We start from the raw sequence: 25,393 nt of genomic DNA, 5'->3' as shown, positions 1-25,393 counted from the left end.
GCCAATCTACGGGCCTAGGCCGTTCTTTGCTGTGTGCCGGGGCGCGCGGACCGGCCACCGGCCCAGCGCAGCAAGGCCTTCTCCGCTTCCAGTACCAGCAGGAGAGCCACACCCAGTGCCACGATCAGGAGGCCGTCCAGCAGCGGTACCGGGCGGCTCGCAAACAGCGAGTTCATGATCGGCAGGTAGGTGAATGCAAGCTGCGCTGCGGTGACGACACCCACGGCAATCAGCACGCTCTTCGTGCCGAGCACGCCGCGCATGGTGATCGACGGTACGTTCAGGTAGCGGACGTTGAACAGGTAGAAGATCTCCAGGATGACCAAGGTATTCACGGCCATGGTACGCGCAAGTTCCAGCTCGTGCCCAATGGCGCGTGCCCATTCGAATATGCCGATCGCTGCCAGGGTGAACAGGCATGAGACGAACACGACCCGCCAGAGCAGGAAGGATGACAGCAGCGGCGCATCCGGGCGGCGCGGCGGCCGGGCCATCACGCCCGGCTCGGATGGCTCGAAGGCCAGCGCGAGCCCTAGAGTCACCGCCGTCACGAGGTTGATCCAGAGGATCTGCGCTGCCGTGATCGGCATGACGAAGCCCAAAAGGATGGCTGCCACCACCGCCAGGGCTTCGCCGCCATTGGTCGGCAGCGTCCATGCCACGACCTTCTGGATGTTGTCGTATACCGTCCGCCCTTCGCGCACGGCCGCGACGATCGACGCGAAATTGTCATCGAGCAGCACCATCTCGGCCGCTTCCTTGGCCGCCTCGGTGCCCTTGTTGCCCATGGCCACGCCGACATCCGCCTGCTTGAGCGAGGGCGCGTCGTTCACGCCGTCGCCGGTCATGGCGACCACCGCGCCTTCGTGCTGCAGGGCACGGACGATGCGCAGCTTGTGCTCCGGGCTGGTGCGGGCGAACACGGCAGCGCGCTTGGCCACCGGCAGGAGCGCCTCGTCGTCCAGCCGGTCGATATCGGCGCCGGTCACGACCTCGGACGCGTCGTCCAGGCCCAGCTGGCCGGCGATGGCCGCAGCGGTCGCGGCATGGTCGCCCGTGATCATCTTCACGCGGATGCCGGCGGAACGGCAATCGGCCACCGCGGCCACGGCCTCTGCCCTTGGCGGGTCGATGAAGCCGACGATACCCAAGAAGATCAGGCCTTGCTCCAGGTGGGCGACGTCCAGGCGGTCCGGCGCCTTTGAAAGCCTGGCCATGGCGAATCCCAGCACCCGCTCGCCCTCGGAGGCCGCGTTCGCGATCTGAACCGTCCAGTAACCAGGCTCCAGCGGCGCCTCGCCGCCATTGGCCGTCATCTGCCTGGCGCACATGGCGAGCACGCGCTCCGGCGCACCCTTTACCGAGATCACCACTTCACCCACCGGCCCGCGATGCAGGGTCGCCATGAAGCGGTGCTGGGCATCGAACGGGATCTCGTCCAGCCTTGTCCACTCACGGCGGACATGCTGCGCGTCCAGCCCGGCCTTCTTGGCCAGCGTGACGAGCGCTCCTTCCATCGGATCGCCCACGACCGTCCACTGGCCACCCTTGTCCTGCACTTCCGCGTCGTTGCAGAGCAGGCAGGCGCGCAGGATCGGCGCTGCGGCGGCCACGGCGCCGACATCGTCGTCATGGTCCGCGGCGGTCAGCGTGCCTTCAGGCTCGTAGCCCGCGCCGCTGACCTCGATCCGGTGGCCGCCGGTGACGACCCGGCGGGCCGTCATCTCGTTGCGTGTGAGCGTTCCGGTCTTGTCGGTGCAGATCACCGACGTGGCGCCCAGCGTCTCGACGGCCGGCAGGCGCCGTACCACGGCATTGCGCGCCGCCATCCGGCGCACGCCGATCGCCAGGGTGATGGTGATGACGGCCGGCAGCCCCTCGGGAATGGCACCTACCGCGATCGCCACGACTGCCATCAGCGCATCCGGCCAAGGATAGCCCCGGACGAAGGTCGCGAACAGGAAGATCAGGACGCTCGAAATCAGGGCGATCCAGGTGAACTGGCGGCCGAACCGCGCGATCTGGCGCAAAAGGGGCGTGGTCAGCGACTGGACCGTGCTCAGCAGCTTGCCGATATGGCCGATCTCCGTATCGGAACCCGTGGCAACCACCACGCCGGTCGCCTGACCGGCCACGACCAGCGTACCGGAGAAGGCCATGCTCCTGCGATCGCCGAGCGGCGCGTCGGCGGCCACGGCCGCCTCGTGCTTCTCCGCAGCGACCGACTCGCCGGTCAGCGCCGCCTCGTCGATCAGCAGGCTGCGCGCCCGCAGCAACCGAAGGTCGGCCGGCACCCGGTCGCCCGCCTCCAGCACGACCAGGTCGCCCGGTACGAGATCGCTCACGGCGGCATCGACGCGTTGGCCCCGGCGCAGGACGCTGGCGCGCGGTGAGATCATCTGGCGGATGGCCGACAGCGCCTGCTCTGCCTTGCCTTCCTGAACGAAGCCGATGACGGCATTGATCATCACGACGGCTGCGATCACCCCGGCGTCCACGTAGTGGCCGATGACCGCAGCAGCCACCGCCGCCATCAGCAGGAAGTAGATGAGCGCATTGTCGAACTGGGCCAGGAGCCGCATGGCCGGGTGGCGGGCCGCGACCTCCGGCAGCCTGTTCGGACCGTGGCGCTCCAGCCGGCGCATGGCTTCATCGGCTGCCAAGCCCTGCGGGTCCGTCTTCAGGGAGCGCAGTACCTCGTCCGCAGGGACGGCATGCCAATGAGTGCCCGCCTGGCGGACGGCATCCAGGTCATTTCTCGAATCGACAGCCGTCGCCACCGTCCCTGCCCCCATCATGTCTCTGGAAGGGTGCGAGTGCCATTACCTGCGCCGCACGACCTTGATCGAGATCAAGGCCGGCCCAGGCCACCGGCCCCTACGTCTCCTCGAGCTTCAGCGATGCCGAGTTCAGGCAATAGCGCAGCCCGGTCGGTCGAGGGCCGTCCGGGAAGATGTGGCCGAGATGGGCCTCGCACTTGGCACAGTGGACCTCTGTCCGGACCATGAAATGGGAGCGGTCCGTGGTGGTCTCGACCTTGCTCTCGTCGATCGGCGCCCAGAAGCTCGGCCAGCCCGTGCCGCTCTCGTACTTGGCTTCCGACGAGAACAAGGGCTCGCCGCAGCAGACGCAGTGATAGATGCCGGCTCCCTTGGTGTTCCAGTAGCGGCCGGTGAACGCCCGCTCCGTGCCGTGCTCGCGGGTGACGCGGTACTCCAGTTCGGAAAGCTGCGAGCGCCACTCCTGGTCCGACTTGGTGATCTTCTCGCTCATGAGCGCTTCTCCAGATCGCTGATGGCGTCCGAAAGGGCCTGGAAGGGCAAGGTGACGCAATCCCAGCGGCTCTTCGCGTTGCGGACCGGGGTCAGGATCGCGAAGCGCTCATCGTCCTTGCCATGCAGGAAGGCGCTTACCGCATCGCGGAGCTCCCGCGCATCCGCGGCCGACGCGTCCTTCGCATGGCGGGCCAGAAGGGAGGCTGAGGCCTGGGTGAGGAGGCAGCCCCTGGTCTTGTGGGCGATGTCGGCCACCTTTCCGCCGTCCACGAGCAGGTCCAGCGCGATCCGGTCGCCGCAGAGCGGATTGTCGCACTCGGCCGTGATGGAAGGCGCCTCCAGTCGGCCGGCGCCGGTCTTGGACCTGGCCTCGGCGATGATGGCCTGATCGTAAAGGGCATCGTTCATGCGAGTTTCCGGCGGACGGCCTCCAGGCCGTTCAGGAGGGCGTCGACATCAGCTTGGTCGCTATAGGGTGCCAGGGAGGCGCGGACCGTGGCCACGGTGTCGAAGCGGTCCATCAGCGGCTGGGCACAATGATGGCCGCCGCGAAGCATGACGCCGTGGTCGCTGTCCATCAGCTGGCAGACGTCATGCGCGTGGACATCCTCCAGCTCGAAGGAGACCACACCCACCCGCTGCTGCGTTCCCGTGGGGCCGTACAGGCGACAGCCGCACATGTCCGACAGGCCGTTCAGCATCTTCTCAGTGAGATCACGCTCCTGCGCGCCCAGGGCGGCCCAATCCTGGCTCATCGACCACTCCAGGGCAGCGGCGAGCGCAATGGCGCCACCAATCGGCGGCGTGCCCGCCTCGTAGCGGTGGGGCGGCGGCGCGAAGGTCGAGCGCTCGATGGAGACACGGCGGATCATCTCGCCGCCACCAAGGAAGGGCGGCGACGAATCGAGCAGGTCATACCTGCCCCAGAGCACGCCGATCCCGGTCGGGCCGAAAGCCTTGTGCCCGGAGAACGCATACATGTCGCAGCCGAGTGCCTGGACATCCAGGGGCCCGTGCGGCGCCCGCTGCGCGCCATCGAGGACCAGCAAGGCCCCGGTCGCGTCGCAGAAGCTGCGCAGGCGCGCCACGTCGGTGACGGCGCCCGTCACGTTGGACGTGTGCGTCACCGCCACGATCTTCACGCGGTCGGCAAGGTCGTCGAGCTTGTCCAGGTCCAATCGGCCGTCGTCGGTGACGGGGATCGCGCGTACCTTCGCACCGCGGCGCTCGGCCGCCAGCTGCCAGGGGACGAGATTGCTGTGGTGCTCCAGCTCGCTGACCAGGATCACCTCGCCGGACTCCAGATGATGCTGGAGGATATGGGCAGCCGTGTTCAGGCCTAGCGTGGCGCCAGAGGTGAAGATCACCTCGTCCGGCGACGGGGCGTTGATGAAGAACGCCGCAGCCTTGCGCGCTGAAGCAAAGGCGTTGGTGGCACGCTCCGCCCTGGCATAGACGCCCCGCTTCACGTTCGCCCGGTCGTTGGTCTCGAACTCGACCAGCGCCTCCAGGGCAGGGCGGCAGATCTGGCTGGTGGCGGCATTGTCCAGGAAGTGGAAGGCACCGTCCGCCGTGTCATAGGCGGGGAAGTCCTGGCGTAGCTCGTTCATGGGCGGTCATCCAAATAGGCGGCCAGCGCTTCGGGCGTGTCCAGGTCCACCAGGGGAGCATCGTCGTCGGCCGCGATCTCGACGACCTGCTGCTCGTTCTCGCCGATCAGCGCCTTCGCACCGGTGTCGCCTTCCAGCGCCGTCATGCGGGCGAAGTAGCTTGCCGACCAGAGGACGGGATTGCCGCGCTTGCCGTTGACCACGGGCACCACGATCGAGCGCCCGTCGGCCGGGCTGAAGGCGGCGATCATGCGGTCGATCAGCTTGCGGTCGACCTTCGGCATGTCACCGAGGAGCACGATCACGCCATCGGCATCCGCCGGCACGGCCTTCAGGCCCGTGGCCAGGGATGACGCGAGGCCGCGCGCGAAGTCGGCATTGTGCACGGTCAGGACCGGCAAGCCGTCCAGGACGGCAGTCACCTGTTCCCGCATGTGGCCGGTGACCACTACCACCTGCTCGCAGGCGGATGAGAGCACCGCATCCACGACATGGCGGACCAGCGGCTTGCCCTCCAGCGGGATGAGCAGCTTGTTGTTCGGTCCCATCCGCGACGAGCGGCCGGCCGCCAGCACCAGGGCGGTGATCCTGGGTGCACGCATCGAGGCATTGCCGCGGTCGGCCGGGCGGGCCTCGCCGCGCGGCTGCGGGCGGCTCGGGATCTCCGAAAGAAGTCCGCCCACGCCCATGGCCATGATGTCGGAGGGCGTCACCCGGACCCCGGCGGCCAGGCGCTCCAGCACCCAGTCGAAGCCGTTCAGCTTGATGGATCGGGCGCAGCCGGGCAGGCCGATCACGGGGATGTCGCCATGGCGCCCGAAGACCAGCAGGTTGCCGGGATCGACCGGCATCCCGACATGCTCGACGACGCCGCCGGCCGCCTCGATGCCCGACGGCAGCACGTCGCGCCGGTCGGTGACAGCCGAAGCGCCGGCGATCAGCACGATGTCGCCACCTGCGTCCAGGCTGGCGCGCACGGCCTCGGCGATGCCGTCGGTCGTGTGCGGGCAGCGCCGCTCCCCCAAAATCGAACCGCCCACCGACTGGAGGCGCTGGCGGGTCACTTCCACGGTCTTGTCGAGCAGCTTGTCGGAGGTTGCCGATGTCCGCGACTGGACGAGGCGTGCCTTTAGGCCCTTGAACGGAGCCAGCCTGAGCAGCGGGCCATCCCCGGCCAGGGTGAGGCATCGGTCCAGCGCGTCGCGCGAGGTCGCGAACGGGATCACCTTGACGGTCGCCACCATGTCCTTTGCCGCCACGCGCGCGAATGGCGGCAGGGTCGCCACGGTGAGGTCGGGGTCGATCCGGTTCAACTGATGCAGGCGGGAAAGCTCGAGCAGGACAATGCCGGCTTCGGCCGCGAACAAATTGGAGCGGCCCGTGAACGGCTCCGCCACGGTCAGGCCCAGTCCGGCGATCGCACGGGCAAGCCGCTCGGCCGCCTCATCCTCCTGCACGTCGTTCGCATTGAACCGCACCGCGCTGACCTCGGTCACGCCGGCGGCACCGAGCTTGGCAATGTCAGCCTCGCCCAGCCGGCGGCCCTTCTTGAAGCCGCCTTTGTCGAACTTGACGCCATGCGCCAGGGTCGCTCCCAGCGCGTCGCGCAGCGGCATGTTGCCGAAGAACATCCGTACCGTCCGTCGTTTCCTGTCGGATATAGCGACGACCACCACGAATCGCGAGGGCGGGACCGTCGCCGATCCCGCCCTCCGTCGATTTTCCAGCTACAGCCGGTCGGTACCGGTCAGGCGGCCTTCTGGGTACGGGCACCCTGGATCAGCTGCCAGACCTTCTCGGGCGTGGCCGGCATGTCGACCCACTTCACCCCGACCTGCGAGAGCGCGTCCTGCATCGCGTTCATGACGGCACCGCAGGCGCCCACCGAGCCGGCCTCGCCGCAACCCTTCACACCCATCTCGTTGTTCTTGCAGAGAACCTCGTAGGTGTCGGTGTCGAAGTTCGGCAGGTCGTCGGCGCGCGGCATGGTGTAGTCCATGAACGAGCCGGAGATCAGCTGGGCGCTGTCGTCATAGACAACCTGCTCCAGCAGCGCCTGCCCGATACCCTGCGCCACGCCGCCATGGACCTGACCCGCGACCAGCATCGGGTTCAGCACCTTGCCGAAATCGTCGACGACCGTGTAGCGGTCGACCTTGGTAACACCCGTCTCCGGGTCGATCTCCACCTCGGCGATATGGCAGCCGTTCGGGAAGGTCCAGGCGTCCAGCTTGATCTTCACGTCGGCGTTCAGGCCGTCGACCATGGCGGGCTGGGCCTTGACCGTGCGGGCCAGGGTGAAGAGGTCGACCTGCTTGTCGGTGCCCTTCACCTTGAAGACGCCGTCCTCGTAGGCGATGTCGGCGGCAGCCGTCTCGAACTGGGCAGCCGCGGCCTCGATGCCCTTGCGGATCACCTCGCGCGCACCAGCCCGGATCGCCACGCCCTGGGCGGTCAGGGAGCGGGAGCCACCCGTGCCACCGCCGAACGGTACGACGTCGGTGTCGCCCTGCTTGACCCGGATGTTCTCCATGTCGATGCCGAGCGCATCGGCGAAGACCTGGGCATAGGCCGTCTCGTGGCCCTGACCATTGGTCTGCGTGCCGACCCAGACCTCGACCGTGCCATCGTCGACGAACTTGATCGCCGCCGCTTCCTCGGGGTTACCCATGGTTGATTCGATGTAGTAGGCGAGGCCGATGCCGCGGAGCATGCCCTTGGCCTCGCTCTGCGCCTTGCGAGCCGCAAAGCCGTCATAGCCGTGCTTGGCGAGCGTCAGGTCGGTGACCTTGGCGAACTCGCCCGTGTCGTATTCCTCGCCGGCGGCCGTCTTGTACGGCATCTGGTCCGGCGCGATGTAGTTCTGCTTGCGCAGGTCGATCGGGTCGACGCCGAACTGGCGGGCGGCCGCGTCCATCAGGCGCTCGACGCAGTAGATCGATTCCGGGCGGCCGGCGCCGCGATAGGCATCGACCGGGGTGGTGTGGGTGAACACGCCCTTCACCCGATAGGTCAGCGCCGTGATGTCGTAGACGCCGGGCAGGACCTTCAGCGCCGCATAGGTCGGGATGAACGGCGCGTACATCGAGAGGTAAGCGCCCATGCCGGCGGTCACGGTGACCCGCATCGCCTGCACCTTGTTGTTGGCGTCGAAGGCCAACTCGGCGGTGGTCAGGTGGTCGCGGCCCATGACGTCGGACAGGAAGCCCTCGGAGCGCTCGGCGATCCAGCTCACGGGACGGCCGATCTTGCGGGCGGCCCAGGCCGCCATGGCGTATTCAGGATAGAAGAAGCCCTTCATGCCGAAGCCGCCGCCGACATCCGGCGTGATTACGCGGACCTTGTCCTTGGGCAGCTTCAGGACCTGCTCGGCCAGCATGTCCTGGAACATCCAGCCGCCCTGGGTGCCCGCGTGCATGGTGAGCTTGCCCTCGGCGGCATCCCACTGCGCCACGCAGGCGCGAGGTTCCATCGAGTTGGCGATGACCTTGTTGTTCACGAGGTCGATCTTGACGGTCTTGGCGGCGGAAGCGAACGCCTGCTCGGTAGCGCCGGCATCGCCATAGACCCAGTCGAAGCACAAGTTCGAACCGGTGCTCTCGTGCACGAGCGGCGCGCTGGGCTCGAGTGCCTGGATCATGTCGGCGACGGCCGAATGGCTGTCATAGTCGACTGCGATCAGGTCGGCCGCATCCTTGGCTTGCGCCATGGTCTCGGCCACCACGAAGGCGATCTGGTCGCCGACGTGGCGGACCTTGTTCACGGCCAGGATCTGCCGACCGGGATCGGCACGATCGGAGCCGTCCTGGTTCTTGATCGGCACCAGGCACGGCAGGTTGTTGGCATCCTGGGCGGCGAGCTCCGCGCCAGTAATCACCGCAAGAACGCCCGGGGCGGATTCCGCGGCGCTCGTGTCGATCGACAGGATGGTCGCATGAGCCATCGGCGAACGCAGCACGAAGCCTACCGCCTGGCCGGGCAGGGTCACGTCGACCGTGTAGCGTCCTTCGCCCTTGATCAGGCGGGCATCTTCGACCCGCTTTACTGATTGTCCGAAACCGAACTTAACCATGCGATCCCCCGACGTCGTGCGCTGCGCCCGACATACTCAGCCTGTACGAACGATTCTAGTCTGCCGATCTACCGCTTCAACCCGCATAAAGCCGCTCATTGCGGCAGGAAGCCGTCGTCCTGGGCATCTTCGCGGGTGAAGGGGACGGCTTAGCCAACATGTTCAGGGACCATGGGCGTGGCGCCCGGTCCGCGGGAAGAGTTCCCACGCGTGGAGATCGTCCCTGGGCGATGGGCGTTCGTTTCACCTACCGTCACGCAAGACCTTCGTGCACTCGGCCAGCACCGAGATGGCGATCTCCGCAGGGCTGATCGCGCGGATGTCGATTCCGGCAGGGCCGTGGATGCGCGCAATCGCGTTCTCGCCATGGCCCAGCGCCTTCAGCCGCTCCACCCGGCCGGCATGGGTCTTCTTCGAGCCCAGGGCAGCAATATAGAAGGCATCGCTCTTCAGCGCCACGTCCAGCGCGGGGTCGTCCAGCTTCGGATCGTGGGTAAGGGTGACGACGGCGGTGCGCCGGTCCGGGGCCAACTGCTCCAGGGCCTCGTCGGGCCAGTCCTGCGTCACCTTGGTGTCCGGGAAGCGGGCATCGGAGGCGAAGGCCCGGCGCGGGTCGACCACCGTCACATCGTAGCCGGCCAGTTCCGCCATCGGCGCCAGGGACTGGGTGATGTGGACGGCACCCACCACGATCATGCGAAGCGGTGGATTGAAGACCTGCAGGAAGACCTTGCCGACGCTCGTGTCGACGGAGGGTGAGCGATCCTCGCGCAGCGCCTTCCTGGCGGCGTCGAGGACGTCCGGGGGCAGGGGATCACCCTCGGTCTGCTCACCATCGACGACCAAGGCCTGGACACCGCCCTGGTCGAGCAGGCGCACGAGGCAGACCTGCCGCTTGGCGGCGCGAGCCGCCTCCAGCTTCTCGAGAAGTTCGAGCTTCATTCCACGGCCTCGACCCAGACCTGCACCTTGCCGCCGCAGGCGAGGCCTACTTCCCAGGCCTGCTCATTGGTCACGCCGAAATCCAGGAGCTTGGGCGGAGCGCCCTTCATGACTTCGATGGCCTCGCGGACGACGGCACCTTCGATGCAGCCGCCTGAGACGGAGCCCATCATCGTCCCCGCGTCGTCGACCACGAGCTGGCTGCCGGCGGGGCGAGGGGAGCTGCCCCAGGTCGTCACCACCGTCGCCAGGGCCACCTTCTTGCCCGCCTGACGCCAGTCGCGCGCCAGGTCCAGGAGGTTGTCGTCACTGATCATGCGGCTTCCTTTCGGGCACGTGCCACCCAGCCGGCGACGCTCTCCGGCCGCCGGCGACCCTCATGGGAGAGGATCTCCGTCAGCTGCTTCAGGCTCGACAGGTTGTGCACCGAGCGCAACTCGTCGACATGCCGGATCATCGCCTGCGCACCCTTGGAAATGGGCTCGTAGCCATCATAGCGCAACAAAGGGTTCAGCCAGATCAGGCGGCGGCAGGACTTGTGCAGCCGCTCCATCTCCTCGTCGAGGCCGTCGCCGGCGTCCCGGTCCAGCCCGTCGGTGATGAACAGGACCAGGGCCCCCTGGCCCAGCACGCGGCGCGACCAGAACCGGTTGAACTCCTGGAGCGAATGGCCGATCCGGGTGCCGCCTTCCCAGTCGTCGACCAGCTTGCCGACCTTGTCGAGCGCCACGTCGACGTCCCGGGAGCGCAGCGCCCGGGTGATGTTGGTCAGGCGCGTGCCGAACAGGAAGGAGAACACGCGGTCGCGGTCATTGGTGATCGCGTGCATGAACAGGAGCAGCATCCGGGAGTAGCGCGCCATGCTGCCGGAGATGTCGCAGAGGATCACGAGTGGCGGGTGGCGACGGACCCGCTCCTTGCGCAACAGGTCGATGGCACCGCCACCACCGCGCAGGGAAGCCCGCAGCGTCGCGCGCATGTCGACCCGGCTGCCATGGGCATCGGCACGAAAGCGGCGGGTCGGCAGGTCGACGATCGGCAGGCGCAGCCTGGCGATCTCGCGCTTGGCCTCCTCCAACTCGGCCGCCGACATCTGCTCGAAGTCCTTCTTCTGCAGCATCTCCTTGTCGGACCACGTCATCGCCATGTCGAGCTCGACCTCCTCGGTCAGCTCGTCCTCCTCGCCCTCGCCAAGCCCCGGCAGCTTCTCCGGGACCAGCGCCTCGGCAAGGCGGCGGCTTGGCGAATCGGTGCGGCGGTTGCCGTCGTCCTCCTGGCGCATCGCCGGGAGCAGCAGCTGCATCAGGCGATCGAGGAGCTTCGGGTCCTTCCAGAAGATGTGGAAGGCCTGGTCGAACAGCGCCTGGTGCTCGCGGCGGGCGACGAACACCGAGAACAGGGCCCAGTAGAAGTCGTCGCGCCGGCCGACGCCCACCGTCTGCACGGCCTCCATGGCGCGCAGCACATGGCCCGGGCCCACGGGCAGCCCGGCGGCCCGCAGGGTGCGTGCGAAGTGCATGATGTTCAGCGCAAGACGGCCGGGCGTGCCGGTGGTCTCGAAAACGTCGACCACGGGTTTCGGCCGGATGCCAGGTGCGGTGGCTTCCATGTCAGCCATGTCAGCGCGGGCTCGGCCGGGCCGCCATGTTGACCTCGTTCAAGAGCTTGGCTGCCTCGCTGCCCTGGATGCGCTGGATGTCGTCCTGGTACTTCAGCAGCGTCCCCAGCGTGTCGTTGATGACCTCCGGCGTCAGCTCCATGCAGTCCAGCGTGTTCAGCGCGCGGGTCCAATCCAGCGTCTCGGCCACGCCCGGCAGCTTGAACAGGTCCTGCTGGCGCAGCTTCTGGACGAAGGCCACGATCTGCTCGCTTAAGTCCCGCTCCACCTCCGGCAGCCGGGCGCGGACGATCTCCACCTCGCGGGCCGCGTTCGGATAGTCGACCCAGTGGTAGAAGCAGCGGCGCTTGAGCGCGTCGTGGATCTCGCGGGTGCGGTTGGACGTGATGATCACGATCGGCGGATGCTCGGCCTTGATCGTGCCGAACTCCGGGATGGTGACCTGGAAGTCGGAAAGCACTTCGAGCAGGTAGGCCTCGAACGGCTCGTCCGTGCGGTCCAGCTCGTCGATCAGCAGCACGGGCGGGCCGTTGACGTCCGCCTCCAGCGCCTGCAGGAGCGGCCGGTGGACCAGGAAGTCCGCGCTGAAGATATCCCTGGAGAGCGACGTCCGGTCGGTGTTGCCGGAGGCCTCGGCCATCCGGATCTCCAGCATCTGCCGGGCGTAGTTCCACTCATAGACGGCCGAGGAAACGTCCAGCCCCTCGTAGCACTGCAGCCGGACGAGCTTGCGCCCGAGCGTCTCCGAAAGGACCTTGGCGATCTCGGTCTTGCCGACACCGGCTTCGCCCTCGAGGAACAGGGGGCGGCCCAGCTTCAACGCCAGGAACAGCGATGTGGAGAGGGCGCGGTCGGGGACATAGGAGCCGTGACGGAGCAGGTCGACGGTTTCGTCGACGGACGAGGGCAACGGCAGGGACATGTGGACGGGATCTCGCGGGTATGGATCGAGGAGTGCCTGCCCCCGAAGATAGTGCAATTTCAGCAAGGTGCCAGTTACTTGCCGGCTGTTCGGGCGAAACAGGCGACGCCCCCGGTGACCGGCTCCCCATTTGTTCGGAAGTTCAAGGCATCCGCGGCTCGAACAGGTAGGTATTGGGACCGCGCAGGTTCTCGTCGACGACGATGCGGTGATTGAGGGGCGGGAAAGCGCGCTGGTCGCATTCCAGCCGCTCGCACAGCCGGCAGTGCAGGCCGATCGGCACGACGGCCTCGTCGGAGCGGAAATTGATTCCGTCAGCGTAGACGATGCTGGCGGCATGCGCGACGTCGCAGGCCAGGGCCAGGGCGAAGGTCTTGCCGGGCGTGCGGTAGCCGAGCCCGGGCTTGCTGACCAGCCGCGCGATGCTGAACCAGCGCATGCCGTCCGGCAGTTCCGAGACCTGGACGAGGATGCGTCCGGGTGCGCGGAAGGCGTCGTAGAGATTCCAGCGTGGACACGCGCCGCCCTGGCGCGCGAAGGCGGTGTGGGCACCGCCCAGGCGCTTGGACACATTGCCGGCCTTGTCGCCCCGGATCAGGACGAAAGGCACGCCCTTGGCGCCCTGACGCTGCAGCGTCGTGAGGCGGACGCAGACCTGCTCGAACGAGGCGGAAAAGCGGCTCTGGAGCAGTTCGACATCGTAGCGAAGCGCCGTGGCGGCACGCCAGAAGCGGTCGTAGGGCATCATGACCGCACCGGCCAAATAGTTGGCGAAGAAGATGCGGCCGAGCGTGCCAGCATCCGGGCCGGACAGGCCGGTCCGTGCCACCAACTCGTCGAGCAGGGGGCGGTAGCGCAGGAGGGCAATCTGGACGGCCAGCTGGAACGTCCGGCTGGACAGCGGCAGCATCTCTGACAGGAGGATCCGGCGGCCATGCCGGTCGTGGCGGCGGCGCACCATGCCCATCACGTCGACCGGCATGACCTTCACGCGCAGGGACAGTTCCTGCTCGAGGTAGCGGGTCAGCCCGCGCAGGGGATCGCCCTCCTCGATGGCGCCAGCCTGCCAGATCTCCTCGGCAGCGGCTTCCAGTTCGGCAAAGTAATGCTCGCGCGACTGTGCCCATTCATTGATCTCGTCGAAGGGCGAAGCGCTGCGCACCGGCCCGTCCGGCAGGCTGTGACCCTCTGCCATCAGCCGCAGCGTCTCGCGGGCCTCGCTGTAGGCGCGATACATGGAGATGACGGCCTCGGCCGCCGCGGGCGACTGCATCGAGAGGTCGATCAGGTCCTGACGTCCGAGCGAAGTGCCGGCGCGGCCGGACTGGGTGAAGAGAGGATCGCCGAACACCTCGGTGAGCCCGCTGACCAGACGTTCTCCCTCGTCCTCGGCAAAGGACGACAGCTCGACACCGAAGATCGACCCGATCTTCAGCAGGATCTCGACGGTGACGGCGCGCTGGTTGCTCTCGATCAGGTTCAGGTAGCTGGTCGAGATGCCCAGGCGCTGGGCGAGCTGGGCCTGGGTCAGGGCCTGGTCGCGCCGCAGACGCCGGATCTTGTGCCCCAACATGCGCTTGCGGCTCACCTTGCACCTCCACAATGCTTTACAAGTTTACAAAATCGAACTCGTCGTCAGTTACAGATCCGCTCGATTACACGACTGCCGATCCTTGTGTTTGAGCAGAGTCTCGGCAAGATCATAGACAACCCATGCAACAAATGGGGATAAACTGTAAAGGTTTTACAAGATGAGCAACCCAGAGCGACATCCGGTGCCTCCCGGACGCTTCGACGGGATCCGTCGCGACTACCGCGACGAGGACGTGGATCGCCTGCGCGGCTCGGTCCGCATCGAGCAGACGCTGGCACGGCTGGGCGCAGAGCATCTGTGGAAGCTGCTCCACACCTGCGACTTCGTGAACACGTTCGGTGCCACCAACGGCAACCAGGCGATGCAGATGGTCCGGGCCGGCCTGGAGGCGATCTACCTGTCGGGCTGGCAGGTTGCCGCCGACGCCAACACCGCTGGGGCCATGTACCCCGACCAGAGCCTCTATCCCGCCGACTCGGTGCCGGAAGTCGTGCGCCGTCTCAACCGAACCCTGCAGCGTGCCGACCAGATCGAGCACGCGGAGGGGGGTGCCAAGCGGCGCTGGTTCGCACCGATCGTCGCCGATGCGGAGGCCGGGTTCGGCGGCCCCCTCAACGCCTTCGAGCTGATGAAGGCGATGATCGAGGCCGGTGCCGCAGGGGTCCATTTCGAGGACCAGCTGGCGTCGGAGAAGAAATGCGGGCACCTGGGCGGCAAGGTGCTGGTGCCGATGAACAGCTTCGTGCGCACGTTGAACGCCGCTCGGCTCGCAGCTGACGTCATGGACGTGCCGACCGTGCTGGTGGCACGGACCGATGCCGAAAGCGCCAAGCTGATCACCTCCGACATCGACGAGCGGGATCATCCGTTCATCGACCGTGCCACCCGCACCGAGGAAGGCTTCCATCCGATCCGCAAGGAGAACCGGATGGAGTACTGCATCGCGCGCGGCTTGGCCTTCGCGCCTTACGCCGACCTCCTCTGGATGGAGACCTCGACGCCGGACCTGGCGCAGGCCCGCCGGTTCGCGGAAGGCATCCACCGCGAGTTCCCGGGCAAGCTGCTGGCCTACAACTGCTCGCCCAGCTTCAACTGGAAAGCCAAGCTGGACGACGCCACCATCGCGAAGTTCCAGCGCGAGCTGGGGGCAATGGGCTACAAGTTCCAGTTCATCACCCTGGCCGGATTCCACAGCCTGAACTACGCCACGTTCGAGCTGGCGCGCAGCTACAAGGACCGGCAGATGGCGGCCTACACGGAGCTGCAGCAGGCCGAGTTCGCTGCAGAGGAGCATGGCTATACGGCGACCAGACATCAGCGCGAAGTCGGCACCGGCTATTTCGATCTGGTGAGCCTGGCCATCTCCGGCGGCAAGGCCGCGACCACCGCGCTCAGCGGATCGACCGAGACAGCCCAGTTCCACTGACGAGGGAGTGCGATCGATGGACAAGCCTTGCGGCAAGTTCTGGATCATCGGCGGCGAGTATGCCGACATCAGCTTCGGCGCCGTCATCGCCGGGACGGAGAGCGTGGCCGGACCGTTCAGCACCTACGGTCTGGCCCTCGAGCAGTGGCGCAGGCTGGCCGAAGCCAACCGCGGCAATGCGCATCACCGCTATGTCATCGCCCAGGAGCCGCCGCCTCGCCGCCAGCAGGCCGTGGAGGCCCAGCCGGCGCTTGCCTGGTGATGTCCCGCACTCTCAGGGCGGCGTCGTGACCGGCGGAGGGGCCTCTTCGCAGTTGGCCGTGCAGACGGTCTCGCCGCGGATGCTCCCGCCGCACGAGGTGTAGCAGGAGCGATAGAGATCGTCGCAGCGCCCGTCGTTGCGCCAGCATGTCCGCCGCGGGCAGAACGCCCTGGGGTACCGGCACCGCTCCGGCTGGTCAGGGTTCCGGTTCAGGCAGCGCTCATAGTAGTAGCGTGACTCCGCCTCGCAGCGGAACGCCTCGTTCTCTGCCTGCAACTCGCAGAGCTGCTGGTTGTTGTCGGCGATGACCAGGCATTGCTGTCGCTGGAACTCGCAGTTCTGCAGGCATTGCCTTGTCTGAGGCGAATCAGCGGGCGGCGTGTAGATGTAACGGGTCTCGTAGCGCGGTCCGCAGCCGGCCAGGAGGAAGAAAACGACTCCAAGAAGCAGCGCGCGCATGATCTGCCCGATCACCTTGGGATGCGGATCGAATGCCGCTGGAGCGGCTCGGTCCATATGCTTGCGACGGCACGCCCGGAAGCTGGAACCGGAACGCCGTCTCCTTCCGGAAATGAACAGTCAGCGCTTGAATCTGGCATCGCCGGAGGTCCGATGCTAAGGTAACCGAGCGAGATATCTACTTGCTTGTTCACCTTTCCCGCCATTGACTCATCCCTGTTCTTCATGTCGACATTCGCACATTTCCCTGCCCGGACCTTGATGATGACGGGCAACTCGATGAGGCGACGTATCCAGTCAGGGTGAGTCGGATGGCAGTCAGTCTGGCCGTGAAGTTCGCAATCACGGCTGCCGCATTGGGTTGTGCGACCAGAAAGGACTTGGCACGCGCCTTTGCCAAGGCTGATCCTGCCACCAGTTTCGATCTGGATCGCTCTTATAAGTGGCTGCAGGGTCGCGCACAGCCACGCGATCCGAAGCTCTATCGCGAGTGGATCGATCTTCTCGGAATCGACAGGACGAGGGAGTGGCTGCTCGACTGCACGTCGGACCAGTTCCTGACGGTGGTGAGCCTCAAGCGGCAGGTCGGGCCGGAACGGCTCTGGCAGCAGGCCATGGATTTTCTCGGTGAGGATGTGCCTGATCAGGCCTCGCCCATGGGGCTGCGGCGGCAGCTGGAGGGGGTGTTCGCCGCCTATAGCTGGGCTTGGTCCCCTTATCGACACGGCCGGATCATCCGGGGCACCTTGGTGGTGACGCAGTCCCGGCGGGTCGGACGGCCGGACGTGGTGTACAGCGAGACACTTCAAGGTGACCTCACGCGCATGCGAGGCACCACCTACGATAGCGGCCAGTCACTGTTCCTGAACCTTCTCCATGAGGACGGGGAACTGCCGCTGTTCTTCTCGATGGTGCGCCCGAACCCGCCCACCAGCGTGATGATGGGGCACCTGGCGGGTGCTGCGCTGATGGGCCCCTCCAGGCCACCGTCGATCACCCGGATCATCATGCTCCGCGTGCCAGCGTCCGTCAGCTTGGTGGAAAGCACGAATCGTTATCTCGAGCCCGACGAGCAGGTCGTCCCGGATCTTGTCAGGCTGGGCCTGGATCCCGCCCAGCCAGACGAGTTGGAGAACGAGATCCAGGCCTTTCTGCGGGGTGCCCCGGCCGGCGGAGTCGACCAGGTGACGGCAGAAATCTATGGCAGGATCATCGAGCTCCTCGACCCGCTCTGGATCGAGCCGCCGCAGCCGGCCGAGCGCGGCGCGCTTAACAGCTGAGCTGAAATGCATGAAGGGGCCGGTCGAGCCGGCCCCTTCACGTCACGGAATGTCCCGTTGAAGCGGATCACTTCGCCTTCGCGAGCGCCCGCTTGGCCACGACCTTCACGAGATGCGCCCGATAATCCGCCGAGGCGTGGATGTCGGAGTTCAGGCCGCTGGCGTCGACCGTGAGGTTCTCGATCGCCGACGCGGAGAAGTTCGACGCAAGGGCCGCCTCGAAGTCGGGCAGGCGGAACACGCATGGACCGGCACCGGTGACCGCGACGCGCACACCCGAGGGCAGCTTCGCAACGAACACGCCGACCATCGCATAGCGCGACGCCGGGTTGCGGAACTTCTCGTAGGCGGCTGCGATCGGCTTCGGGAAGGCGATCGAGGTCAGGATCTCGCCCTCTTCCAGCGCCGTCTCGAACATGCCGGTGAAGAAGTCCTCGCCGGCAATGGTGCGACGGTCGGTGGTGACCGTGGCGCCGAGTGCAACAACGGCACCCGGATAGTCGGCGGCCGGGTCATTGTTGCTGACCGAGCCGCCGATGGTGCCGCGATTGCGGACCTGCACGTCACCGATGTCGCCGGCCATGGCCGCCAGCGCCGGGATCATCGACCTGACCGTCGAATCCTTCGCGACGGCAGCATGCTTGACCATGGCGCCGATCACGAGCCTGTCGCCCTCGGCCCGGATGGTCTGCAGGTCCGGAATGCCGCCCAGGTCGATCACGTCCGAAGGTTGCGCCAGGCGCTGCTTCAGGGTCGGGATGAAGGTCTGCCCACCAGCCAGGAGCTTGGCGTCCGGGTTGTCGGCGAGCAGCTTCACCGCATCCGCCACCGATCCAGGCCTGTGATAGCCGAAAGCGTACATCTTTCAGTTCTCTCTCGTGTTCACTCGGCCGCTCTGGCCAGATTCTTGGACTGTTGAATGGCCCGCCAGACCTTTTCCGGCGTCGCCGGCATGGAGACCCGGGTGCCGATCGCATCGGCGATGGCGTTCATCACCGCCGGCGGCGAACCAATGGCCCCGGCCTCGCCGCAGCCCTTCACGCCCAGCGAATTGTGCGTGCAGGCGGTGCCGGCCGTCGTGTGGACGACGAAGGACGGCAGGTCGTCGGCGCGTGGCATGGCGTAGTCCATGTAGGACGCCGACAGGAGCTGGCCGCTCTCGTCATAGACCGCGTTTTCCAGCAGCGCCTGGCCGATGCCCTGGGCCAGCCCGCCATGGACCTGCCCCTCGACGATCATCGGGTTGACGACGTTGCCAAAGTCGTCGACCGCGGTGAAGCGCTGGATCTCGGTCACGCCACTGTCCGGGTCGACCTCGAGCTCGCAGATATATACGCCCGACGGATAGGTGAAGTTCGCCGGATCGTAATAGGCGGTCTCTTCCATGCCGGGCTCGAGGCCGGCCGGATAATTGTGCGGCACCAGGGCAGCGAAGACGATCTCGCCAATCGACTTCGCCTTGTCCGTGCCGGCCACCGAGAACGATCCGTCCTTGAAGACGATGTCCGCTTCCGCGGCCTCCAGCAGGTGCGCCGCGATCTTCTTGCCCTTGGCCACGATCTTGTCGCAGGCCTTGACCAGCGCCTCGCCGCCCACCGCGAGCGAGCGCGAGCCGTAGGTGCCCATGCCGACCGTGGTCTTCGACGTGTCGCCATGGATCACGTCGACATCCTCGTAGGCGACGCCGAGCTTCTCGGCGACCACCTGGGCGAAGGTCGTCTCATGGCCCTGGCCATGGCTGTGCGTGCCGGTCAGGACCTGCACCTTGCCGGTATGGCTGAAGCGGACTTTGGCACTCTCCCACAGGCCCACGCCGGCGCCGAGCGAGCCGATCACTGCGGAAGGTGCGATGCCGCAGGCCTCGATATAGGCGGAGAAGCCCACGCCGCGCAGCTTGCCCTTGGCTTCCGACTGCTGGCGACGTGCCGGGAAGCCGGCATAGTCCGCCAGCTCCAGCGCCTTCTCCATGCAGATCTCGTAGTCGCCCGTGTCGTACTGCAGGGCGACCGGCGTCTGGTAGGGGAAGGCATCCTTCGGAATGAAGTTGCGCCGGCGGATCTCCGCCGGGTCCAGCTTCATCTCGCGAGCGCATTCCTCGACCAGCGTCTCCAGGAGGTAGGTCGCCTCCGGACGCCCGGCACCACGGTAGGCATCCACCGGGGCCGTGTTGGTGTAGTAGGCCTGCACGTCGCAATAGATGGCCGGTGTCTTGTACTGACCGGCCAGCAACGTCGCATAGAGGTAGGTCGGGATGCAGGAGGCGAAGGTGCTGAGATAGGCACCCATGTTCGCCTTGGTGTTCACCCGCAGCGCCAGGAAGTGGCCATCCTGGTCCATCGCCATCTCGGCGACGGAGACATGGTCGCGGCCATGCGCATCCGAGAGGAACGCTTCGGTCCGGTCGGCCGTCCACTTTACCGGCCGGCGCAGCTTGCGCGACGCCCAGAGCGCCACGCATTCCTCGGCATAGATGAAGATCTTCGAGCCGAACCCGCCGCCCACATCCGGCGCGATCACGGTGAGCTTGTGCTCCGGCGCGATGCCGACAAAGGCGGAGATGACCAGCCGGGCCACGTGCGGGTTCTGGCTGGTGGTGTAGAGCGTGAAGCTGTCCGTGCCGAACTCGTAATGGCCGATGGCGGCACGCGGCTCCATCGCGTTCGGCACGAGCCGGTTGTTGACGATCTCGACCTTGGTGACGTGCGCCGCATTGGCGAATGCGCTGTCGGTCGCAGCCTTGTCGCCGATCTCCCAGTCGTAGACCAGGTTGTTGGCGATGTCGTCGTGGATCGGCACGCCACTGTCGTGCGACCTCGCCACGTCCGCAATCGCCGGGAGGGGGGTGTAGTCGACCACGATCGCCTCGGCAGCGTCCCGGGCCTGCTCGTAGGTCTCGGCCACCACCACCGCGACATGGTCGCCGACATAGCGGGCCTTGCCGTGCGCCAGGATCGGGTGCGGCCCGGCCTTCATCGGCGAGCCGTCTTTTGACTTGACCATCCAGCCGCAGATCAGCCCGCCAAGGCCGTCGGCCGCGACGTCCTCGCCGGTGAAGACCCCGATCACGCCAGGCATGGCCTCGGCCGCGCTCTTGTCGATCGTCCCGATCGTCGCGTGCGCATGCGGACTGCGGACAAAGCAGGCATAGGCCTGCTTCGCGACGTTGATGTCGTCCGTGTAGCGGCCACTACCCGTGATGAAGCGCAAGTCTTCCTTGCGCTTCACTGCCGAACCGATTCCGTTCGTCGCCATGTTCCTGTCCGCCCCCTGATCGAGGTCATCCGGCCGCTGCTTGTTCTTCTACAATGCTGGCGCTGGGCCAGTTCACATCGACTGCGCGCCGGCCAGTACTGCCTTGACGATGTTGTGATAGCCCGTGCAGCGGCAGATGTTCCCCTGCAGGCCGTCGCGGACATAGTGCTCGTCGAGCGTGACGCCCTGCTCCTTGGCCTTCTTCACCAGGTCGACCGACGACATGATCATGCCGGTCGTGCAGAAGCCGCACTGCAGGCCGTGATTGTCGCGGAATGCTTCCTGCATCGGATGCAGGGTGCCGTTCGTGGCCAAGCCCTCGATGGTGGTGACCTGCGAGCCCTCGCACTGGACGGCCAGCGCCGTGCAGGCCTTGACCGAATCGCCGTCCACATGGACGACGCAGCAGCCGCACTGGGAGGTGTCGCAGCCGACATGCGTGCCGGTGAGGCCAAGCTCGTCGCGAAGGAAGGTGGAGAGCAGCATGCGCGGCTCGATGTCCTTCGTGACCGCCTTGCCGTTCACGGTCATTGAAACGGTCGTCATCAACCTCTCCCTGGCCAGGATCGCGGTCCCGAACCGTCAGTGCGCCCCTCGCGGCAGCGGCGGAAGACCAGGGGCGCGCTCATGCGCGGCGACCCCTGGAACCGTGCTGCCTTTCCGCGGAAGCTATTGAAACGCCAGCGCAGCGTCAACGCGCCGTTCGGCGAAGATGCCGGTCAATCCAGCAGGAACATCAGCGCCAGGACGACCAGGATCGCGATGATGATCCACATCCACGGCAGACCACCCTTGGCCGGGGTCGACCCCGTCGCGGTCGTGGGCCCGGTGCTCGCGCGCGGCGTGCCGGTGGCAGCCGGGCCGACGGGCGGGGGTGGCGTGACGGCCGAGGGCTCGGCCGAAGCCTGGATATGCGCGGAAGTCCGCGCAGGGTCGTCGACCGGCACGGTGCCAGTGGGCTCCGGCATGCCAGGCACGGGACCGGGCGGAGCGGTAACGGGCGCCTGGGTGATCCGGCCGGGCTCATAGCCGACCGGCGTCTCCTCCACGGTGGCACCATGGACCGCGCCCGCCGCGGTCATGCCGCTGCCGTGCATCGGCGCGAGCGGTTCCGGTGGCACGTCCACCGGCCGGTCCGGGACGCCCCGCTGGGCGGCTTCCATCTGGTCCAGTTCCTCGCGGGACGGCAGACCGGTCGCCGCTCCGGGGGCCGGGGAAGTGTCCGTCGCCGCCGGGCGCGTGGTCGCCGGGTCGTTGCCGAACGGCTCGATGACCAGCGGTTCGGCTGCCACGGGTTGCGACGGCGTCTCCACGACCGGGCCTGCCACGGCGGCCGCGGCCGTCGGAGCAGCGGTGGACGCGATAGGTGTCGCCGTCGCTGCCGGGGACGCACCCATGCGAGTGGTGACCAGCTGCGAGAACCGGCCGAAGAAATCGTCAGCCATCTTCTTCGCGGTGCCGGCGATCAGCCGTGAGCCGATCTGGGCCAGCTTGCCGCCGACGTCGGCCTTGGCGGCGTAGCGCAGAATCGTCGCGTCGCCATCCTCGATCAGGTCGACCTTCGCCCCGCCCTTGGCGAAACCGGCAGCGCCGCCCGAGCCCTCGCCGACGATCCGGTAGCCGTTCGGCGGATCGAGGTCCTCAAGCTGGACCTTGCCGCCGAATTTGGCCTTCACCGGGCCGACCTTCGCCGTCACCTTCGCCTCGAAGCTGTTCGGGCCGGTCCGGTTCAGCTCATCGCAGCCGACGATGGCAGCCTTGAGGGTCTCCGGGTCGTTCAATGCCTCCCAGACAACCTGCCGCGGAGCCGGGATCCGGTACTCGCCGGTCATGTCCATGTACAGCGTTCCTCTTGTTCATCTCGGCCCGGTCAACCGGTGCCCGAGTAGCTGGAAACTCGCAAGACTCTTGACCGGTTCCAGTTTCCACCACGCCGGCCGTGGACAACCTGCACGGACGCGCCAGTTAACCGTCCCGCCTCGATCCATGGCGACGGGACGGCTGTCTCCGGATGGGGCGGGGTGCTAAGCGCTGTGCGTCGCGTCCAAGGGAGAGGAAACCTGCGATGGCTGGCGAGGACAAGCAACAAGTGGCGACACCGGCTGGCATCGACGTGCCGGCATCCGCCGCAGCGACCTGTGCCCAGCTGGTGGCGATCCTGCGCGACGCCTGCACGGGCATTCCCATGGAGGCGGAGCCGGGCGACTTCCTGGTCGCGCTCGACCGCAATGCCCAGCCGGAGAGCGGCCGATGAGCAGCGACATCCTCGCCTTGTCGCTGGACGAACTGGCCCACGCCATCCGCAGCGGCAAGATCGGCTCGGTGGAAGCGACGCGTGCCGTGATCGCGGCGCTGGACGGACGGGGACGCGCGTTGAACGCCACCGCGCTGCTCTGGCCCGAGCGGGCGCTCGAGCTGGCAGCCGCCTGTGACGCCGAGCGGGCCAAGGGCAGGCTGCGCGGCGCGCTGCATGGCGTGCCGATGGCGCACAAGGACATGTTCTACCGGGAGGGCCAGGTCGCAGGGCAGGGCTCCAGGATCCGCGGCACGTACGTGGCCAGCCGCACCGCGGCTGTCCTGCAGCGCCTGGACCTGGTGGGGGCCATCGATGTCGGGCGGCTCAACATGGTGGAGTTCGCGCTGGGCGTGACCGGCCACAACAACCACACCGACACGCCCAAGAACGCCCACGACCTGGAGCGGATCACCGGCGGCTCGACCTCGGGCGGCTCCACGGCCGTGGCGGCGGGCCTGATCCCGGCGACCCTCGGCTCCGACACGGGCGGCTCGATCCGCATTCCGGCCTCGTTCTGCGGGCTGGTCGGGCTGAAGCCGACCTATGGCCTGGTCAGCCGGGCAGGGGCCATGCCGCTCAGCTTCTCCTTGGACCATATCGGGCCGCTGGCGCGCACCACCCGCGATGTCGCGACGATGCTGCAGGCGATCGCCGGGCATGACCCCGACGACACGACGACGAGCCGTCGTCCCGTGCCGGCCTATCATGCCGGGCTGGAGCGCGGCGTGCGCGGGCTGCGCCTGTTCCATGCGACCGGCGGGCTCGGCTGTACGGTCGATCCGGTCATCGATCTGGCGGTGCGCGACGCGATCGCACGGCTGGGCCAGGAAGGAGCGACCATCGCCGAGGGTTCGCTCGACAAGGTCGAGGCGATCAACGCGATCCGCCGGCTCGTGCTGATGGCCGAGTGCGGCTCCGTGCATCGCGACCATGTCGCCGAGCGGCGCAGCGACTTCGTCCCCCAGACGCTGGCGCGCATGGAGCCGGGCTTCGCCCTCTCGGCGGTCGACTATCTGCTGGCCCAGCGCAGCCGGGGCCCGGCTCTGGACGCGTTCTGCGCTGCCATCTTCAGCAAGGCCGATCTCGTCGTCCTGCCGACCTGTCCGGTCCAGACACCGCGCATCGTCGATACCGACACGGGTGGCGATGCGCGCTTCGTCGAGACCGCCAATGCGATCGGCCAGCTGATCGGCGTCTTCAACTGGCTGGGCCTGCCAGCCATCTCGGTGCCGGTGGGCCTGGACAGCAACAACATGCCGATCGGCCTGCAGATCGTCGGAAGGCCATTTGCCGAGGCGCTGGTGCTGCAGGCGGCCGCGGCCGTCGAGCGCAGCCACGGGCCGTACCGGCCCAAGGTCTTCGCCATGGCGGAGGCGTGAAGCTCGACCAGACGGCCAAAGGCATCCTGATCTGCCTGTGCGGGATGTTCTGCTTCGGCTGGATGGACGCGGCCAGCAAGACGCTGTCCACCCAGCTGGAGCCGGTGCAGATCCTCTGGGTCCGCTATGCCCTCTCCATCCCGCTGGCCCTGGCGCTGGCGGCACCCGGCGGGCTGCGTTCGACCCTGCGCAGTGCCCGGCCGAGGCTGCAGATCGGCCGGGCAATCCTGATCTCCGCAGAGATGACCTTCGTCGTGTTCGGCTACCAGACCGTGCCACTGGCCGACGCGCATGCGATCTTCGCCCTGACCCCGCTGGTCGTCACCGCCCTGTCGGTGCCGCTGCTGGGCGAGCAGGTGGGATTGCGGCGCTGGATCGCGGTGGGCGTGGGCCTGTTGGGCGTGCTCATCATCGTGCGTCCGGGCTTTGCCGAGATCACGCCCGGCATGCTGATCATGCTCGGCTGCTGCATCATGTACGCGTTCTACCAGATCATGACCCGCATCGCCGGTCGCCACGATGCGGCGGCGACCTCGATGGTCTGGCAGACAGTTGGCGGCACGATCGCGCTGAGCCTGGTCGGACCGTTCTTCTGGACTCCGCCGACGACGGGGCAGTGGCTCCTGCTGGGCGGGATTGCCGCGCTCGGGGTGTTCGGCCATTACGGTCTGGTGCTGGCCCTGCAGTTCGCCCCGGCGGTGGTCGTGCAGCCCTTCACCTACACCATGCTGATCTGGGCGGCGCTGTCCGGGTGGATTGTCTTTGGCGACGTGCCCAGCATCTATGTGGTGATGGGCGCGATGCTGATCGTCGCGAGCGGGCTCTATGCAGCCTGGCGGGAGAAGCTGCGCGCCCGCCCAGGTTGACGGATCCGCGCACCGCCGTGTAGCCGGACCCGTCGCACGTTGCGCAGCATTCCAGCGATCGTCCCGCATGAACCGCCCCGCCAAGCCTACCAAGACCATCTTCAAGAAGCCCGACGAGGCGTTCGACTTCGGCACCCTCG

General features: G+C 67.1%; 22 protein-coding genes. 6 read left to right on the top strand and 16 right to left on the bottom strand.

The window, feature by feature from the left end:
• Positions 1 to 14: 14 nt before the first annotated feature.
• The 11 genes from VHL31_RS15745 to VHL31_RS15695 form a co-directional block, all read right to left on the bottom strand.
• Positions 15 to 2,780 carry a cation-transporting P-type ATPase gene (locus VHL31_RS15745; protein WP_329662179.1) on the bottom strand — a complete coding sequence of 922 codons (2,766 nt, stop codon included), beginning with the start codon at positions 2,778 to 2,780 and terminating at the stop codon, positions 15 to 17.
• Between the two features lie 97 nt (positions 2,781 to 2,877).
• Positions 2,878 to 3,273 (bottom strand): peptide-methionine (R)-S-oxide reductase MsrB, encoded by a 396-nt coding sequence (gene msrB / locus VHL31_RS15740; RefSeq protein WP_329662178.1) that lies wholly within the window; start codon positions 3,271 to 3,273, stop codon positions 2,878 to 2,880.
• Positions 3,270 to 3,683 (bottom strand): iron-sulfur cluster assembly scaffold protein, encoded by a 414-nt coding sequence (locus tag VHL31_RS15735; RefSeq protein WP_329662177.1) that lies wholly within the window; start codon positions 3,681 to 3,683, stop codon positions 3,270 to 3,272. Before VHL31_RS15735 ends, msrB begins: the two co-directional genes overlap by 4 nt.
• Complete coding sequence (locus tag VHL31_RS15730) at positions 3,680 to 4,885, bottom strand: aminotransferase class V-fold PLP-dependent enzyme (protein WP_329662176.1); 1,206 nt, start codon at positions 4,883 to 4,885, stop codon at positions 3,680 to 3,682. Before VHL31_RS15730 ends, VHL31_RS15735 begins: the two co-directional genes overlap by 4 nt.
• Positions 4,882 to 6,516 (bottom strand): molybdopterin-binding/glycosyltransferase family 2 protein, encoded by a 1,635-nt coding sequence (locus VHL31_RS15725; RefSeq protein WP_329662175.1) that lies wholly within the window; start codon positions 6,514 to 6,516, stop codon positions 4,882 to 4,884. Before VHL31_RS15725 ends, VHL31_RS15730 begins: the two co-directional genes overlap by 4 nt.
• 116 nt (positions 6,517 to 6,632) lie before the next feature.
• Positions 6,633 to 8,957: a xanthine dehydrogenase family protein molybdopterin-binding subunit gene (locus tag VHL31_RS15720; protein ID WP_329662174.1), complete on the bottom strand. Its 2,325-nt coding sequence runs from the start codon at positions 8,955 to 8,957 to the stop codon at positions 6,633 to 6,635.
• Between the two features lie 243 nt (positions 8,958 to 9,200).
• Positions 9,201 to 9,899: an XdhC family protein gene (locus VHL31_RS15715; RefSeq protein ID WP_329662173.1), complete on the bottom strand. Its 699-nt coding sequence runs from the start codon at positions 9,897 to 9,899 to the stop codon at positions 9,201 to 9,203.
• On the bottom strand, positions 9,896 to 10,216 hold the full coding sequence (locus VHL31_RS15710; protein ID WP_329662172.1) for an XdhC family protein: 321 nt from the start codon (positions 10,214 to 10,216) through the stop codon (positions 9,896 to 9,898). Before VHL31_RS15710 ends, VHL31_RS15715 begins: the two co-directional genes overlap by 4 nt.
• The gene (locus VHL31_RS15705; protein ID WP_329662171.1) at positions 10,213 to 11,517 is read right to left on the bottom strand and encodes a VWA domain-containing protein; all 1,305 of its coding nucleotides are present in this window, start codon (positions 11,515 to 11,517) and stop codon (positions 10,213 to 10,215) included. The genes VHL31_RS15710 and VHL31_RS15705 overlap by 4 nt, the downstream gene beginning before the upstream one ends.
• A 1-nt stretch (position 11,518) precedes the next feature.
• Positions 11,519 to 12,439, bottom strand: a complete 921-nt coding sequence (locus VHL31_RS15700; protein ID WP_329662170.1) for a MoxR family ATPase — start codon at positions 12,437 to 12,439, stop codon at positions 11,519 to 11,521.
• A gap of 142 nt (positions 12,440 to 12,581) precedes the next feature.
• Entirely contained in the window at positions 12,582 to 14,027 is a 1,446-nt protein-coding gene (locus VHL31_RS15695) for a helix-turn-helix domain-containing protein (RefSeq protein WP_329662169.1), read from the bottom strand.
• A 163-nt stretch (positions 14,028 to 14,190) separates the two neighbouring features.
• Between VHL31_RS15695 and aceA the strand changes: the two genes are divergently transcribed.
• Together aceA and VHL31_RS15685 are read left to right on the top strand one after the other, a co-directional pair.
• Positions 14,191 to 15,459, top strand: a complete 1,269-nt coding sequence (aceA, locus tag VHL31_RS15690; protein ID WP_329662168.1) for an isocitrate lyase — start codon at positions 14,191 to 14,193, stop codon at positions 15,457 to 15,459.
• A gap of 16 nt (positions 15,460 to 15,475) precedes the next feature.
• Positions 15,476 to 15,721, top strand: coding sequence for a DUF4170 domain-containing protein (locus tag VHL31_RS15685; protein WP_329662167.1), 246 nt, complete (start codon positions 15,476 to 15,478; stop codon positions 15,719 to 15,721).
• Positions 15,722 to 15,733: 12 nt separating this feature from the next.
• On the opposite strand, the gene VHL31_RS15680 is transcribed toward VHL31_RS15685, so the two are convergent.
• Positions 15,734 to 16,180 carry a hypothetical protein gene (locus tag VHL31_RS15680; RefSeq protein ID WP_329662166.1) on the bottom strand — a complete coding sequence of 149 codons (447 nt, stop codon included), beginning with the start codon at positions 16,178 to 16,180 and terminating at the stop codon, positions 15,734 to 15,736.
• A 311-nt stretch (positions 16,181 to 16,491) separates the two neighbouring features.
• On the opposite strand from VHL31_RS15680, the gene VHL31_RS15675 reads away from it, so the two are divergent.
• Complete coding sequence (locus tag VHL31_RS15675; protein ID WP_329662165.1) at positions 16,492 to 17,460, top strand: hypothetical protein; 969 nt, start codon at positions 16,492 to 16,494, stop codon at positions 17,458 to 17,460.
• 67 nt (positions 17,461 to 17,527) lie between these two features.
• Here VHL31_RS15675 and VHL31_RS15670 read toward each other — a convergent pair whose 3' ends face one another.
• From VHL31_RS15670 to VHL31_RS26980, 4 genes are all read right to left on the bottom strand, one after another.
• Positions 17,528 to 18,322: a xanthine dehydrogenase family protein subunit M gene (locus VHL31_RS15670; RefSeq protein ID WP_329662164.1), complete on the bottom strand. Its 795-nt coding sequence runs from the start codon at positions 18,320 to 18,322 to the stop codon at positions 17,528 to 17,530.
• Positions 18,323 to 18,342: 20 nt separating this feature from the next.
• Positions 18,343 to 20,712 carry a xanthine dehydrogenase family protein molybdopterin-binding subunit gene (locus VHL31_RS15665; RefSeq protein ID WP_329662163.1) on the bottom strand — a complete coding sequence of 790 codons (2,370 nt, stop codon included), beginning with the start codon at positions 20,710 to 20,712 and terminating at the stop codon, positions 18,343 to 18,345.
• Positions 20,713 to 20,784: 72 nt separating this feature from the next.
• The gene (locus tag VHL31_RS15660; protein WP_329662162.1) at positions 20,785 to 21,258 is read right to left on the bottom strand and encodes a (2Fe-2S)-binding protein; all 474 of its coding nucleotides are present in this window, start codon (positions 21,256 to 21,258) and stop codon (positions 20,785 to 20,787) included.
• A gap of 173 nt (positions 21,259 to 21,431) precedes the next feature.
• On the bottom strand, positions 21,432 to 22,550 hold the full coding sequence (locus VHL31_RS26980) for an SRPBCC family protein (RefSeq protein ID WP_329662161.1): 1,119 nt from the start codon (positions 22,548 to 22,550) through the stop codon (positions 21,432 to 21,434).
• 227 nt (positions 22,551 to 22,777) lie between these two features.
• Between VHL31_RS26980 and VHL31_RS15650 the strand changes: the two genes are divergently transcribed.
• The 3 genes from VHL31_RS15650 to VHL31_RS15640 are packed head-to-tail and all read left to right on the top strand — an operon-like array spanning position 22,778 to position 25,253.
• Positions 22,778 to 22,966 carry a hypothetical protein gene (locus VHL31_RS15650; RefSeq protein WP_329662160.1) on the top strand — a complete coding sequence of 63 codons (189 nt, stop codon included), beginning with the start codon at positions 22,778 to 22,780 and terminating at the stop codon, positions 22,964 to 22,966.
• Positions 22,963 to 24,387, top strand: coding sequence for an amidase (locus VHL31_RS15645; RefSeq protein ID WP_329662159.1), 1,425 nt, complete (start codon positions 22,963 to 22,965; stop codon positions 24,385 to 24,387). Before VHL31_RS15650 ends, VHL31_RS15645 begins: the two co-directional genes overlap by 4 nt.
• Positions 24,384 to 25,253 carry a DMT family transporter gene (locus tag VHL31_RS15640; protein WP_329662158.1) on the top strand — a complete coding sequence of 290 codons (870 nt, stop codon included), beginning with the start codon at positions 24,384 to 24,386 and terminating at the stop codon, positions 25,251 to 25,253. Before VHL31_RS15645 ends, VHL31_RS15640 begins: the two co-directional genes overlap by 4 nt.
• The last annotated feature ends 140 nt before the right edge of the window (positions 25,254 to 25,393 follow it).

Source organism: Geminicoccus sp., from assembly GCF_036263595.1.
Classification (GTDB): Bacteria; Pseudomonadota; Alphaproteobacteria; order Geminicoccales; family Geminicoccaceae; genus Geminicoccus.
This window is presented reverse-complemented; position numbering and strand designations above follow the sequence as displayed.

Coding starts and splice junctions, on each gene's coding strand:
- msrB (WP_329662178.1), bottom strand. CDS start 3,273: ATGAGCGAGAAGATCACCAAGTCGGACCAGGAGTGGCGCTCGCAGCTT.
- VHL31_RS15735 (WP_329662177.1), bottom strand. CDS start 3,683: ATGAACGATGCCCTTTACGATCAGGCCATCATCGCCGAGGCCAGGTCC.
- VHL31_RS15730 (WP_329662176.1), bottom strand. CDS start 4,885: ATGAACGAGCTACGCCAGGACTTCCCCGCCTATGACACGGCGGACGGT.
- VHL31_RS15725 (WP_329662175.1), bottom strand. CDS start 6,516: ATGTTCTTCGGCAACATGCCGCTGCGCGACGCGCTGGGAGCGACCCTG.
- VHL31_RS15720 (WP_329662174.1), bottom strand. CDS start 8,957: ATGGTTAAGTTCGGTTTCGGACAATCAGTAAAGCGGGTCGAAGATGCC.
- VHL31_RS15715 (WP_329662173.1), bottom strand. CDS start 9,899: ATGAAGCTCGAACTTCTCGAGAAGCTGGAGGCGGCTCGCGCCGCCAAG.
- VHL31_RS15710 (WP_329662172.1), bottom strand. CDS start 10,216: ATGATCAGTGACGACAACCTCCTGGACCTGGCGCGCGACTGGCGTCAG.
- VHL31_RS15705 (WP_329662171.1), bottom strand. CDS start 11,517: ATGGCTGACATGGAAGCCACCGCACCTGGCATCCGGCCGAAACCCGTG.
- VHL31_RS15700 (WP_329662170.1), bottom strand. CDS start 12,439: ATGTCCCTGCCGTTGCCCTCGTCCGTCGACGAAACCGTCGACCTGCTC.
- aceA (WP_329662168.1), top strand. CDS start 14,191: ATGAGCAACCCAGAGCGACATCCGGTGCCTCCCGGACGCTTCGACGGG.
- VHL31_RS15685 (WP_329662167.1), top strand. CDS start 15,476: ATGGACAAGCCTTGCGGCAAGTTCTGGATCATCGGCGGCGAGTATGCC.
- VHL31_RS15680 (WP_329662166.1), bottom strand. CDS start 16,180: ATGCGCGCGCTGCTTCTTGGAGTCGTTTTCTTCCTCCTGGCCGGCTGC.
- VHL31_RS15675 (WP_329662165.1), top strand. CDS start 16,492: ATGGCAGTCAGTCTGGCCGTGAAGTTCGCAATCACGGCTGCCGCATTG.
- VHL31_RS15670 (WP_329662164.1), bottom strand. CDS start 18,322: ATGTACGCTTTCGGCTATCACAGGCCTGGATCGGTGGCGGATGCGGTG.
- VHL31_RS15665 (WP_329662163.1), bottom strand. CDS start 20,712: ATGGCGACGAACGGAATCGGTTCGGCAGTGAAGCGCAAGGAAGACTTG.
- VHL31_RS15660 (WP_329662162.1), bottom strand. CDS start 21,258: ATGACGACCGTTTCAATGACCGTGAACGGCAAGGCGGTCACGAAGGAC.
- VHL31_RS26980 (WP_329662161.1), bottom strand. CDS start 22,550: ATGGACATGACCGGCGAGTACCGGATCCCGGCTCCGCGGCAGGTTGTC.
- VHL31_RS15650 (WP_329662160.1), top strand. CDS start 22,778: ATGGCTGGCGAGGACAAGCAACAAGTGGCGACACCGGCTGGCATCGAC.
- VHL31_RS15645 (WP_329662159.1), top strand. CDS start 22,963: ATGAGCAGCGACATCCTCGCCTTGTCGCTGGACGAACTGGCCCACGCC.